This is a genomic window from Rhodococcus sp. 05-2254-2 (genome assembly GCF_002259095.1).
Classification (GTDB): Bacteria; Actinomycetota; Actinomycetes; order Mycobacteriales; family Mycobacteriaceae; genus Rhodococcoides.
Window position 1 is genome coordinate 567,175 of the sequence record NZ_NOZJ01000009.1, and the last position, 13,168, is coordinate 580,342.

Genomic DNA, 13,168 nt, shown 5'->3' on the forward strand with positions numbered 1-13,168 from the left:
GCGAAGAATGGAGTGTGAAGTGACAGGTCGACTTGGTATCGACAATGTCCTTCCAGATACGACGACCGGGAAGTACCCCGCGAAAGCGGTGGTGGGCGAGACGTTTCCAGTCTCCGCCGACGTCTGGCGCGAGGGTCACGACGCGGTGGCCGCGACACTGTCGGTGCGCGGACCGGGAGGCAAACTCGAACGCATCCCGATGACACCGGGCCGCGAACCCGACACGTTCGACGCGGTGTTCGTCCCCTCTCGGCCGGGTTACTGGATCTGCCGCATCGAAGCGTGGAGCGATCCGATCAGCACCTGGCGCCATGCCGTCGAAGCCAAGCTCGGAGTGGGCCAGAGTGCCCACGAACTCGCGAACGATCTCGAGATCGGCGCACGGCTGTTCCTGCGGGCTGCCACCGGTGTTCCTGCCGAGAGCAGGCAGATGCTGGCCGATGTCGCCGCCGCGCTGCGCGACACCGACCGCCCGCTGCCTGCCCGGGTCTCCTCCGCGTTCGCATCGTCGGTCGCCGAGTTGCTGTTCGCACACCCCCTGCGCGAACTGGTGACTCGATCGCGCGCGGTGAACGTGTGGGTCGATCGCAATCTCGCACTCAACGGTGCCTGGTACGAGTTCTTCCCGCGGTCGACCGGGGGATGGAACGAGGACGGCTCTCCGCGGCACGGCACGTTCGCGACGTCGATCGAGCAGTTGCCCCGCATCGAGCGGATGGGATTCGACATCGTCTACCTGCCGCCGATCCACCCGATCGGCACCATCAACCGGAAGGGCCCGAACAACACGCTGACCCCGGGACCGGAGGACGTCGGGTCGCCGTGGGCCATCGGTTCCAAGGACGGCGGACACGACGCCATCCACCCCGAACTGGGCACCGAGGACGACTTCCGCGCGTTCGTCGCCGCTGCACACGAACACAACCTCGAAGTGGCACTCGATCTCGCCCTTCAGGCTGCTCCCGACCATCCCTGGGCTGCAACACATTCCGAGTGGTTCACGGTGCTGCCGGACGGCACGATCGCCTATGCCGAGAACCCTCCGAAGAAGTACCAGGACATCTACCCGGTCAACTTCGACAACGACCGACGCGGCATCTACGAAGAGGTGCTGCGCGTGGTCCGATACTGGATCTCGCTGGGAGTCAAGGTCTTCCGAGTCGACAACCCGCACACCAAGCCGCCGGACTTCTGGGAATGGCTCATCGCCGAGGTCAAGAAGACCGACCCGGACGTGCTGTTCCTCGCCGAGGCCTTCACCCGCCCGGTGCGCATGTACGGACTGGCGCAGCGCGGCTTCACGCAGTCGTACACGTACTTCACCTGGCGTACCGCGAAGTGGGAGCTGACCGAGTTCGCCGAGGAACATGCCCGACGCGCCGACGACGCGCGTCCGAACCTGTTCGTCAACACTCCGGACATCCTGCACGAGAGCCTGCAGCACGGCGGGCCCGGAATGTTCGCTCTCCGAGCAGCTCTCGCGGCGACGATGGCCCCCACCTGGGGCGTCTACTCCGGCTACGAGCTGTTCGAGCACCAAGCTGTGCGAGAGGGCAGCGAGGAGTACCTGGACTCGGAGAAGTACCAGTTGCGTCCACGCGACTTCGAGGGTGCGCTGGCCCGCGGCGAGTCGCTCGAGCCCTGGATCACCACGCTGAACGCAATCCGGCGGGCGCATCCGGCGCTGCAGCAGCTCCGCAACATCCACTTCCACACCATCGACAACGAGGCGCTGATCGGGTACTCCAAGTTCGACCCGCAGACCGGTGACTCGATCCTGGTGGTGATCAACCTCAATCCCTTCGGAGCCGAAGAAGGCACCATCCACCTGGACATGCCTGCCCTCGGCCACGACTGGCAGGACACCCTCACGATCAAGGACGAAGTGAGCGGAGTCCATTACGACTGGGGCCACACCAATTTCGTCCGGCTCGAGCCCTGGACGTCGGTGGCGCACATCTTCACGCTCCCCCACATCCCGTACCCGGCTCGTATCGAACTGGCCTACCGCGGCAACCGAAAGTGAGTGGATTCAACGTGACCGAGAATCCGACGACGCCCGAAGACACCGTCGCAGCCCCGTCCGACAACGATCTCGAACTCATCGCAGCGGGGCGGCACTACAACCCGCATTCCGTCCTCGGAGCCCACCCGGTGGCCGGTGGAACCGCGATCCGCGCCCTCAAACCCGATGCCGAGAAGGTCGTCGCCCGCGTCGGTGGCGTCGACCACGAACTGACCCACGTCGCCCACGGAGTCTTCTCGGCTCTGATTCCGTTCGAGGACCTCATCGACTACCGCCTCGTGGTGACCTGGCCCGGTGGACACGTCTCCGAATCTGCCGACGGATACCGGTTCCTGCCCACTCTCGGCGAACTCGATCTGCACTTGTTCGGCGAGGGCAGGCACGAGCGGCTGTGGGACATTCTCGGCGCGCACCAACAGTCGTACGCGACACCCGACGGCCCCGTCACCGGTACCTCGTTCGCGGTCTGGGCTCCCGCAGCCCAGGGTGTCACCCTCGTCGGCGATTTCGACGGCTGGACCGGTCGAAGCTGGCCGATGCGCGTGCTCGGCTCGACCGGCGTGTGGGAGCTCTTCGTACCCGACATCGCTCCGGGTGCGCTGTACAAGTTCCGCGTCCACGGTGCCGACGGTTCGGTCAAGGACAAGGCCGATCCGATGGCCTTCGCCACCGAGATCCCACCGTCGACGGCCTCGGTCGTCACCGCGTCCTCGTACACCTGGAACGACGAGTCCTGGCTCGACACCAGGGCAGGCATCGAGCCGACGCAGGCACCGATGAGCGTGTACGAGATCCACCTGGCGTCCTGGCGACCGGGCCTGGGGTACCGCGAACTGGCCGAGCAGTTGGCCGAGTACATCACCGAGACCGGCTTCACGCACGTGGAGTTGCTCCCGGTCGCCGAGCATCCGTTCGGCGGATCCTGGGGTTACCAGGTGACGTCGTACTACGCACCGACTTCGCGCTTCGGCAGCCCCGACGATTTCCGCTACTTCGTCGATCACCTGCACGGTGCCGGAATCGGCGTCATCGTCGACTGGGTGCCCGCCCACTTCCCCAAGGACGAATGGGCCCTGGCTCGGTTCGACGGCGGCCCGCTCTACGAGCACGGCGACCCGCAGCGCGGTGAGCAACTCGACTGGGGCACTTTGGTGTTCGACTTCGGCCGGCGCGAGGTGCGCAACTTCCTGGTCGCGAACGCGCTGTACTGGATCGACGAGTTCCACATCGACGGACTGCGCGTCGACGCCGTCGCGTCGATGCTGTACCTGGACTACTCCCGCCCCGAGGGCGGCTGGTCGCCGAACATCTACGGTGGCCGCGAGAACCTCGAGGCCGTGACCTTCCTGCAGGAGATGAACGCGACGGTGCACAAGAAGCACCGCGGTGTCGTCACCGTGGCCGAGGAATCGACGGCGTGGCCCGGCGTCACCCGGCCGACGAACGTCGGCGGACTCGGGTTCAACATGAAGTGGAACATGGGCTGGATGCACGACACTCTGGGCTTCCTCGGCCGAGATCCCATCCATCGCAGCTACCACCACCACGAGATCACCTTCTCTCTGGTCTATGCGTGGAGTGAGAACTACCTGCTCCCCATCAGCCACGACGAGGTGGTGCACGGCAAGGGAACGCTGTGGACTCGGATGCCCGGCGACGATTACGCCAAGGCAGCCGGCCTGCGCGGCATGCTCGCCTACATGTGGGCGCACCCCGGCAAGCAACTGCTGTTCATGGGACAGGAGTTCGGGCAGACCCGTGAGTGGTCCGAGGAACGCGGACTCGACTGGTATCAGATCGACGAAGAACCTCTGCACAACGGCGTCAAAACCCTTGTGTCCGATCTGAACTCGACGTACAGGTCCCACCCCGCACTGTGGACACTCGACACCTCGCCGAGTGGATACTCGTGGATCGACGCCAACGACACCGAGAACAACGTGCTGAGCTTTCTGCGGTACGGATCCGACGGTTCGGTCATCGCGTGTATTTTCAACTTCTCCGGTACCGAGCACGGCAGCTATCGTGTGGGACTACCGGAACCCGGCCGTTGGACAGAGATCCTCAACACCGACGCAACGGAGTACGGCGGCTCCGGTGTGGGCAACCTGGGTGAAGTGACGGCAACATCGCACTCGTGGCACGGTCGACCGGCATCAGGCCAGGTCGCCCTACCCGCCAACGGGGCGATCTGGATAAAACTGGAGCGATAGATGAGTGGCGGCCGCACACCCCGACTACTGGCCGCGGCCGCCACTGCAGGGCTGATTCTGTTGACCTCGTGCGCGCAGACCGTCAGCGGAAACGCCGTATCGATCTACGAGAACCCGTTCACCGTTGCCGGACTCCCGGTGACGAGCGGGCCCAGCGGGCCCCGGCCCGATGCCCCCGATTCGACCATCACCGTGGAGAACGCCGAGGGCACCGACTCGGACATCCTCGCCACGAACGCGATCGACGACATCCAGCAGTTCTGGGCCGAGCAGTACTCCAGCTTGTTCAAGGGCACGTTCACCCCGGTCTCGAAGGTCGTCTCGTGGGACGCGTCCGAGGACGAGGGATCGGGCATCAGATTCTGCGGAGACCGAACCGGCGGTATTCCCAACGCTGCCTACTGCACCCGTGACGACTCGATCGGCTGGGACAGGACCATCCTGCTACCGGCTCTGGTCGACGCGTTCGGACCGATGTCGGTAGTGATGGTCATCGCCCACGAATACGGCCATGCCATTCAGCACCAGTCGGGGCTCGTCGGCGACGACACCCCGACCATCGTTGCCGAGCAACAGGCCGACTGTTTCGCCGGTGCCTTCATCCGCCACGTCGCCGAGGGTGATGCGCCGCACTTCACCATCAACACCTCGGACGGACTGAACGGCGTCCTCGCCGCAACCGTCGCCGTGCGCGACGTGGATCCCAACGATCCGGAATCGGTACACGGCTCTGCCTTCGAGCGCGTCACCGCAGTGCAGATCGGCTTCACCGACGGTGCCGGGGCCTGCACGAGCATCGACGAGGCCGAGATCGACTCGCGTCGAGCATCGTTGCCGCAGAAATTCGACGATCCTGACGACTCGGGTGAACTACCGGTCACCGAGGACTCCCTCGACGCCTTCACTCGATCCTTCGAGCAGGTACTGCCCGTCGCAGATCCCCCGGCCGTCGACTACACCGGATCGGACGTCGGATGCGCCGACGCCGAAGCCACTGCGCCGGTGTCGTACTGCCCCTCGACCAACACCATCGGCGTCGACGTCGAGGGCCTGGCCGAAGTCGGCCAGCCCGAGACCCCGCAGCGCGGAGACATATTGCCGCTCAACGTCTCCGGTGACTACAGCGCCTACGTGCTGTTCGCCTCGCGCTACACCCTCGCGGTGCAGAAGGAAGCCGGCCAGACCCTCGACGACCCGCAGACCGCTCTGCGTTCGGCATGCCTGTCCGGGGTCATCACCTCGGCGATGAGCGCCGAGAACGGTGACACCGGCCTCGAAGTCTTTCTTTCCCCAGGCGATCTCGACGAAGCCGTGTCCGGACTGCTCAGCGACGGCCTCGCAGCCAGCGACGTCAACGGTACGACGCTGCCGTCGGGGTTCTCCCGAGTCGACGCGTTCCGTTCGGGAGTTCTCGGCGGCAAGGAACTGTGCGACGCGCGCTACAGCTGAGTCCTGCTGTCAGTACAGAGCGGACGCGAGCTTGCGCCGCGCGGAGACCACCAGCGGATCGGCCGAGTCGAACAGCTCGAACAGCTCGAGCAGTCGAGTGCGCAGTGCAGTGCGGTCGTCGCCTGCGCTGATCTTGATTCCGTCGATCAGACGAGCGAAGGCCTGCTCCGGTTGCTGACCGGCCATTTCGGCGTCCGCTGCATCGATCCGAGCCTGTACGTTTCCGGCGTCGGCGTCGGCGAGGGCAATCGCGTCCGGTGCCAGGTTCTGCACCCGTGCGAGGAACTTGACCTGACGCAGTGCGGCAACCGCCTCGGTGTTCTTCGGTTCGGCGTCGATGATCGCCTGGTAGGCGGCTTCTGCCTTGTCGAAATCGCCCTCGTCGATGGCTTCTTCGGCTGCAACGATCCGCGGATCCTCGATCTCGGGTTCCGGTTCGGCAGCAGCCGCCCCGGGAGGCCCGGTGAGCTTTCCTGCAGTCGCCTGCTCGACGGCTTGTAGCCACTGACGCAACTGCTCGTCCGACTGGGTGCCCTGGAAATCGGCGAGGGGCTGGCCCGCTGCGACGGCAACCACCGTCGGAATGGCCTGTACGCCGAAGGCCTGTGCGATCTGCGGATTGGAGTCCACGTCGACCCGCGCGAGCACCCACGTACCCGCGGCTTCCACGGCCAGCTGCCCGAGCTGACGCGTCAACGCCTGGGACTGCGGCGAACGCGCCGAACCCAGGTCGACGATCACCGGTACCTGCGTGGACCGCTGCAGCACCTCGGCCTCGAACGTCGCCGCGGTCACGTCCACGATCGGTGCCAGTCCTCCCGCGTCGCCTGCGGGTTCGGCTGCAGGTGCAGGTGCCGGACGGTCCTTGAGAACGGACAGGTCGACGGCACCGGCAATGGATGCGGGAACGACGGCTGACGGGCGGACGGGAGGACGGGAACCGGGTCGAGTCACGCCCTACAGTTTGTCACTAACGCGATGCGTCATCCACTGGCGGGCAGTCAGGAGAGAACCTTGGCATCGGCGGCGGATCGGCCGGTGCTCAGCTCGGCGAGACGGCCGGTGCGCGCGGCCCAGATCTCGAAGATCACGGTGCCGAAGGGGGGGAACGCCGCGACGAGAGCGAGCAAGGTCGCCTTGACGTCCCACTTGAGCTTGATCGCCGTCAACACGGCAACGGCCAGGTACACCACGAACACGCCGCCGTGGATCGGTCCGAAGATCTTCACGCCGATTTCGTTGCCGTCGGCGGGGATGTACTTGAACGCCATTCCGATCAGCAGTCCGAGCCAGGTGAACGCTTCGAGCACGGCGATGAAACGAAAACGTTTGGCCGTGCTGCTCAGGTCGAAGAAGTTGGTCATGCCAGCTATTGTGCCCGGTCTGCTACGACGGAGCGTAGTGGCTCTGGTCTCAGTTCTTCTCCAGAGCCACTACGAGTCCTACTGCTTCGGCACTCGAACGATGAGGGCGTCGCCCTGTCCACCGCCGCCGCACAGTGCGGCAGCGCCCACTCCGCCGCCGCGACGCTGCAGCTCGAGAGCCAGATGCAAGGCGATGCGAGCTCCCGACATGCCCAGGGGATGCCCGATCGAGATCGCTCCCCCGTTGACGTTGACGATCTCGGGATCGATGCCGAGTTCACGCGTCGACGCGATTCCGACCGCTGCGAACGCCTCGTTGATCTCCACGACGTCGAGGTCCTTCGGGTCGATGCCTTCCTTCTCGCACGCCTTGGCGATAGCGCGCGCAGGCTGCGACTGCAAGGTGGAGTCGGGACCGGCCACCACCCCGTGTGCACCGATCTCGGCGAGCCAGGTCAGACCGAGCGACTCCGCCTTCTCCTTGCTCATCACCACGACGGCGGCAGCACCGTCGGAAATCTGCGACGCGGATCCCGCAGTGACGGTGCCGGCCTTGTCGAAGGCGGGGCGAAGCTTGCCGAGGGAATCGACCGTGGTGTCGGCGCGAATGCCTTCGTCCGCGGTGAACTGGATCGGCTCACCCTTGCGCTGCGGGATCGAGACCGGGACGACCTCGTTGTCGAATACCCCGTTCTTCCACGCCGTGGCGGCTTTCTGGTGCGACGCGGCAGCGAAGGTGTCCTGCTCCTCGCGGCTGATCGCCTCGGAGCTCTGGTTCCGCTGCTCGGTCAACGCACCCATGGCCTGATCGGTGAAGATGTCGTACAGACCGTCGTAGGCGAGGTGATCACGCATGGTGACATCGCCGTACTTGAATCCGGCCCGCGACTTCTCGAGCATGTGCGGCGCCTGGGTCATCGACTCCTGACCGCCTGCGACGACGATCTCGAATTCACCCGCGCGAATGAGCTGGTCGGCCAGTGCGATGGCGTCGACTCCGGACAGGCAGACCTTGTTGATCGTCAGTGCGGGCACGGTCATCGGAATACCAGCGGCAACCGCAGCCTGCCGCGCCGGGATCTGACCGGCACCAGCGGTGAGAACCTGGCCCATGATGACGTAGTCGACCTGATCCGGCGCAACGCCGGCCTTGTCGAGGGCACCCTTGATGGCAATTCCGCCGAGATCCGATCCCGAGAAATCCTTGAGTGCGCCCGAAAAACGTCCCACGGGTGTGCGAGCGCCGGCGACGATGACTGTTGTGGTCACGATTTCCTCCGAAAGTATGAAGACGGCCTTGTCGAGATCAACGCTCCGACGCCCCCTACCGATACCGGCCGGGCGGAGCACCGAAACGCAGCTGGCGCTAACGTCATGGCCATGACCTCCAGCACGCAGTCTTACACGGGAGCCCCGCTGCGCTCCGATCTGGTGACGGCTATCGATCATGTGGGCGTCGCGGTGCCCGATCTCGACGCGGCCATCACCTGGTACACCGACCACCTCGGCATGGTTGCAGTGCACGAGGAGATCAACGAGGAGCAGGGCGTTCGCGAGGCGATGCTCTCCTTCCCCGGAGCCACCGAGAAGTCCGCTGCACTGCAGTTGCTCGCGCCGATCGACGAATCGTCCACCATCGCCAAGTTCATCGGCCGCAACGGCCCGGGACTGCAGCAGTTGGCCTACCGCGTCACCGACATCGAAGAGATCTCGACCGAGCTGCGCGCTCGCGGCGTTCGGTTGCTGTACGACGCCCCGCGCCGCGGCACCGCCGATTCTCGGATCAACTTCGTCCACCCCAAGGACGCCGGTGGCGTACTGATCGAATTGGTCGAACCCAACCCCGCCGGGCACTGATCGAACTCTGTGAACGAGCCGTATGGCTCTCTACTTGACTCACCGGTAAATTGACGGCCATGGCCATCGATCATGAGCGCACTTCCACGGTGCAACTTCCCTTTTCCATCGTTCGGAAGGGGTTCGATCGCGACGAAGTCACCAACTACTTCGAGCGGTTCGACGCCGAACTACGTTTGACGACCGCAGATCGTGATGCGGCCGCCGCGCAGGCTCGTGATCTGGCCAAGCAACTCGACGACGCTCGCGACGAGATCGACGAACTCCGCAAGGACATCGATCGCCTGTCGGTTCCGCCCACCACGGCGGAGGGGATGAGCGATCGCATCTCACGAATGCTGCGACTGGCCTCGGACGAGGCATCCGAGGTCCGCGCGAAGGCGCACTCGGAGTCCGAGGAGATGATTTCCGTTGCGCAGCAAGAGAGTGCCCGACTCCGCGGACGGCACGAGTCACTGGTGGCCGAACTCGAAGAGCGCCGAACGGCACTCGAAGCCGAACACCAGCAGACCATGGCTCAGGCGCGCACCGAGGCAGCTCGAGTAGTCGAGGCCGCGCAGGCCGAGCGCGACAAGTTGGCTGCCGAATCCGAGGCAAAGCGCGCCAAGGTTCAGGAAGACTTCGAGATCACGATGGCCGAGCGCCGCACCAAGGTTCTCACTGCTCTCGAGGAACTCGAAGCGTCGAGCAAGGCCGACGCTGCCCGCCGCATCGAGGAAGCGACCACCGAGGCTGCCCGACGGCTTCAGTCCGCGAGTGAGCAGGCCGAGCGTCGCATCGCGCACTCCAAAGAACTGGCCGAGGAGCTGCGGGTGCTCCGCAGTCGCGTACTGGCACAGCTGCTCGGAATTCGGGGCCAGCTCGATTCGGTTCCGGCGATGCTCGCCTCGGTCAATCGCGAGAGCGAACTGCTCGACAATCCCGACCCGACGGCCATCCTGAAGAAGGAAGAAGAGAAGGCAGCCGCGAAGGCCGAGGACGAGAAGGAATCGGCCGACTCGGCGTCCTGATTCAGCAGGTCCCGCGCCTGGCCTCCCCCGCTACGACCATCTGCGGGTGAGGCCTCGCGTGTTTCGGCCGGACCAACATCCGGTGTGCCAATGTCTGCGATTGTCGGCACCACCGAAATCGTCCGACGGCCACGCGACGACATGTGCGACGCCCGGCCGCACCTCGTGATCACAGCCAGGGCATCGATAGGTCTTCACGGCCTTGGCACCCGGAACCATCCGCGTCGTATACGTGTCACCGTCCGGACCGACCTCGATCCGGTTGCCGCCCAGCACGGAATCGGTAGCCGGAGCGAGATCACTCGGGCCGCTCCGATTCGGTCGGCGGGGTTGGTTACGACGAGGCACCCGTCCAGTGTAGAGAACGGGCCGATTCGTGCCGACCGCCGTCAGAAAAGACGGAACTCGGTGCTGTCGGTTCCCCGTAGGACGTCGTAGTCGAGTGTGAGACAACGAATGCCGCGGTCGGTGGCCAGTGTCTTCGCCTGAGGCTTGATGACCTGCGCAGCGAACACTCCACTGACCGGGGCCAGCAGCGGATCACGGTTGAGCAGCTCCAGATACCGAGTCAGCTGTTCGACACCGTCGATCTCACCACGTCGCTTGATCTCCACTGCCACCGTTCCGCCATCGGCGTTGCGGCACAGCAGATCCACCGGTCCGATGGCCGTCATGTATTCGCGTCGCACGAGCGTGTATCCGTCTCCCAAGGTGCTGACGTGCTCGGCCAACAACTCTTGAAGGTGAGCCTCCACACCGTCTTTCACCAAACCGGGATCGATACCCAACTCGTGACTCGAGTCGAGTTCGACGTCGTCGATGGTGATGCGAAGTTCCTCACCGGCCTTGTTGGTGACGATCCACTTGGTCGTCTCGTCCTCGGTGGTCTCGACCATCCAGCAGGGCGGAGACATCCAGTTGAGGGGCTTGTAGGCCCGGTCGTCCGCGTGCACGCTGACCGATCCGTCGGACTTGACGAGGAGCAGTCGGCGAGCGGACGGGAGGTGTGCGGTGAGGCGGCCGACGTAGTCGACTTGGCAACGAGCAATAACTAGACGCACTCGACCACCTTAAAGCAGGAGCCCCGATAGTCTGTGACGACCATGCCGCAATTGAGACGATCTGCCGCTCCGCTGGGCTCCCGACTGCTCGGCGACACCTCCGAATCACCTCGCCGACGGCGGGTCCGAATCCAGATCCTGCTGACCGTCTTCCTGATCCTGTCGAATCTGATCGGCGCGGTCATCGTCGGTGTGTTGATCAGCGTCGTGGTGCCCGGCCCGGACGTCCTCGATCCCGACAAGTACTGGTGGGTGAACTACATCGTCGTCCCGGTCTACGTGTTCGTGGCATTCGTCGTCGGTGCGGTGTGGGGCACCACGCACGCTCTGCGAAGTTTGCGGTGGGCAATCGAGGACCGGCAACCCAGCCGCGAAGAACAGGTCGCGACACTGGCGATGCCATGGCGACTGACGCGAATCCAAATTCTGCTCTGGATCGGAGCCTTGCTGCTGCTCACCACGATCGACGGCATCATCGACTCGGCGTCGATCCCGAAGGTGGCCTTCACCATCGCCGCCGGTGGCACAGTCGTCTGTGCCTTCAGCTATTTGCTCAGTGAATTCGCCCTTCGTCCCGCTGCAGCTCGGGCACTCGAAGCCGGCGATCCTCGACGGATTCGTATTGCCGGAGTCATGGGCCGCTCGATTCTCTCGTGGCTGCTGGGCACCGGCGTGCCGGTCAGCGGTTTGATGATCATCGCGATCTTCCGCTTCATCAATCCCGAAACGACAGCGACTCAGCTCGCCGTGTCCATCCTTTCCCTCGGTGGCATCACGATCGTGTTCGGCCTTGCGCTGACCGTGCTCGGAGGTTTCGCCACGACATCGCCCATCAACAATGTGCGCGCGGGGATGGCCGAGGTGGAGAAGGGCAACATGGATGTCCGTCTCGCTGTGTACGACGGCACCGAGCTCGGTGAACTGCAGAGCGGGTTCAACCGAATGGCCGACGGTGTGCGCGATCGAGAGAAGATCCGTGACCTGTTCGGCAGGCACGTGGGTCACGAGGTCGCCGAGAAAGCACTGCAATCCGACAGCGAACTCGGGGGCCAGGAACGCGATATCGCAGTGTTCTTCATCGACCTCGTGGGATCGACGGAGCTGGCGGCGTCTCGACCACCCACCGAAGTCGTTGATCTGCTCAATCGATTCTTCGCCGTGGTCGTCGACGAGGTCGACGAGCATGGCGGTTTCATCAACAAGTTCGAAGGCGATGCCGCGCTCGCTATCTTCGGAGCTCCCAACGAAATTGCCGACCACTGCGGCTCGGCGTTGGCCGCAGCACGAGCAATTGCCCGACGGCTGCTGGTCGAAGTGCCCGAATGCAGTGCCGCTGTGGGTGTCGCAGCGGGACGCGCAGTCGCCGGCAATGTCGGTGCGAAGTCCCGATTCGAATACACCGTGATCGGAGACCCGGTGAACGAGGCCGCTCGCCTCTCCGAGCTGGCGAAGAACGCTCCAGGGGCGATCCTGGCCTCCAAAACGGCAGTCGACGGTGCCGCAGACGAGGAATCCGGTCGCTGGGAATTCGGTGACTCGGTGACTCTTCGCGGACGCTCTGTCGAAACAGTCCTCGCGAATCCGAAAGATGTGAAAGTCACCGCCGACGAGCCTGTTGCCGTGCACGCCTGACCTGTATTGCAGGTCATCGCAGTTGCTGCCGCCTCGGCATCGCCCGCGAATGCGCGCGCGTTCGTCAGGTGCGCGGGAAATGGCGAGTGGTCGGGGCGCGATTGCGCGCGCGGATAGCGAACGCGCTCGCGTCTGCGCCGGAGTACACAGTCCGCTGTCGCGTCGTCTTCCCGCACCCCAGTTCAGACACAGACCCCGACTGCCCCGACTCCGCTCGCCGCAAGTGCGCGCGCGTTCGTCTGGTGCGCGGGAAATGGTGACTGGTCGGGGCGCGATTGTGCGCGCGGATAGCGAACGCGCTCGCGTCTGCGCTCGTGAGAGCGCGATTGTGCGCGCGGATAGCGAACGCGCGAGCGTGGTCGTCGGGTGCACGCGTATGTCCGCGCATGCTCATGTGTGGGTGGTTTCGAAATGCAGAATGGCCCTCGACCGTGGTCGGGGGCCATTCTGGGATGTTGTGTTCGGCGGTGTCCTACTCTCCCACACCCTGTCGAGTGCAGTACCATCGGCGCTGGAGGGCTTAGCTTCCGGGTTCGGAATGGGACCGGGCGTTTCC

Annotated in this window: 11 protein-coding genes and 1 rRNA gene; 6 read left to right on the forward strand and 6 right to left on the reverse strand. The window is 64.7% G+C overall.

Annotated elements, in window-relative coordinates; genetic code table 11:
• Positions 1 to 19: 19 nt before the first annotated feature.
• From CH283_RS17485 to CH283_RS17495, 3 genes are read left to right on the forward strand one after another with little or no spacing between them, the layout of a single operon-like run.
• Positions 20 to 2,026, forward strand: coding sequence for an alpha-1,4-glucan--maltose-1-phosphate maltosyltransferase (locus CH283_RS17485; RefSeq protein ID WP_094640374.1), 2,007 nt, complete (start codon positions 20 to 22; stop codon positions 2,024 to 2,026).
• 11 nt (positions 2,027 to 2,037) lie between these two features.
• Positions 2,038 to 4,239, forward strand: a complete 2,202-nt coding sequence (glgB, locus tag CH283_RS17490; RefSeq protein WP_094640448.1) for a 1,4-alpha-glucan branching protein GlgB — start codon at positions 2,038 to 2,040, stop codon at positions 4,237 to 4,239.
• Positions 4,240 to 5,688 (forward strand): metallopeptidase, encoded by a 1,449-nt coding sequence (locus CH283_RS17495; RefSeq protein WP_068050403.1) that lies wholly within the window; start codon positions 4,240 to 4,242, stop codon positions 5,686 to 5,688.
• A 9-nt stretch (positions 5,689 to 5,697) separates the two neighbouring features.
• On the opposite strand, the gene CH283_RS17500 is transcribed toward CH283_RS17495, so the two are convergent.
• The 3 genes from CH283_RS17500 to CH283_RS17510 form a co-directional block, all read right to left on the reverse strand.
• The gene (locus CH283_RS17500; protein WP_068050416.1) at positions 5,698 to 6,585 is read right to left on the reverse strand and encodes a tetratricopeptide repeat protein; all 888 of its coding nucleotides are present in this window, start codon (positions 6,583 to 6,585) and stop codon (positions 5,698 to 5,700) included.
• 104 nt (positions 6,586 to 6,689) lie between these two features.
• Complete coding sequence (locus CH283_RS17505) at positions 6,690 to 7,061, reverse strand: DUF3817 domain-containing protein (protein WP_176460304.1); 372 nt, start codon at positions 7,059 to 7,061, stop codon at positions 6,690 to 6,692.
• Between the two features lie 69 nt (positions 7,062 to 7,130).
• Entirely contained in the window at positions 7,131 to 8,321 is a 1,191-nt protein-coding gene (locus tag CH283_RS17510) for an acetyl-CoA C-acetyltransferase (protein WP_068050401.1), read from the reverse strand.
• Between the two features lie 105 nt (positions 8,322 to 8,426).
• On the opposite strand from CH283_RS17510, the gene mce reads away from it, so the two are divergent.
• Positions 8,427 to 8,909, forward strand: coding sequence for a methylmalonyl-CoA epimerase (gene mce / locus CH283_RS17515; RefSeq protein ID WP_373454768.1), 483 nt, complete (start codon positions 8,427 to 8,429; stop codon positions 8,907 to 8,909).
• A gap of 59 nt (positions 8,910 to 8,968) precedes the next feature.
• Entirely contained in the window at positions 8,969 to 9,919 is a 951-nt protein-coding gene (locus CH283_RS17520; protein ID WP_094640376.1) for a hypothetical protein, read from the forward strand.
• A 30-nt stretch (positions 9,920 to 9,949) separates the two neighbouring features.
• Here the strand turns inward: CH283_RS17520 and CH283_RS28780 are convergent, their stop codons facing one another.
• Both CH283_RS28780 and nucS read right to left on the reverse strand, forming a co-directional pair.
• Positions 9,950 to 10,267: an ATP/GTP-binding protein gene (locus CH283_RS28780; RefSeq protein ID WP_082898788.1), complete on the reverse strand. Its 318-nt coding sequence runs from the start codon at positions 10,265 to 10,267 to the stop codon at positions 9,950 to 9,952.
• Positions 10,268 to 10,308: 41 nt separating this feature from the next.
• Positions 10,309 to 10,980, reverse strand: a complete 672-nt coding sequence (gene nucS / locus CH283_RS17530; protein ID WP_094640377.1) for an endonuclease NucS — start codon at positions 10,978 to 10,980, stop codon at positions 10,309 to 10,311.
• 42 nt (positions 10,981 to 11,022) lie between these two features.
• Here nucS and CH283_RS17535 point away from each other — a divergent pair, with 42 nt between their 5' ends.
• On the forward strand, positions 11,023 to 12,612 hold the full coding sequence (locus CH283_RS17535) for an adenylate/guanylate cyclase domain-containing protein (RefSeq protein WP_094640449.1): 1,590 nt from the start codon (positions 11,023 to 11,025) through the stop codon (positions 12,610 to 12,612).
• A 459-nt stretch (positions 12,613 to 13,071) separates the two neighbouring features.
• Here the strand turns inward: CH283_RS17535 and rrf are convergent.
• A 5S ribosomal RNA gene (gene rrf / locus CH283_RS17540) occupies positions 13,072 to 13,168 on the reverse strand; the annotation flags it as partial.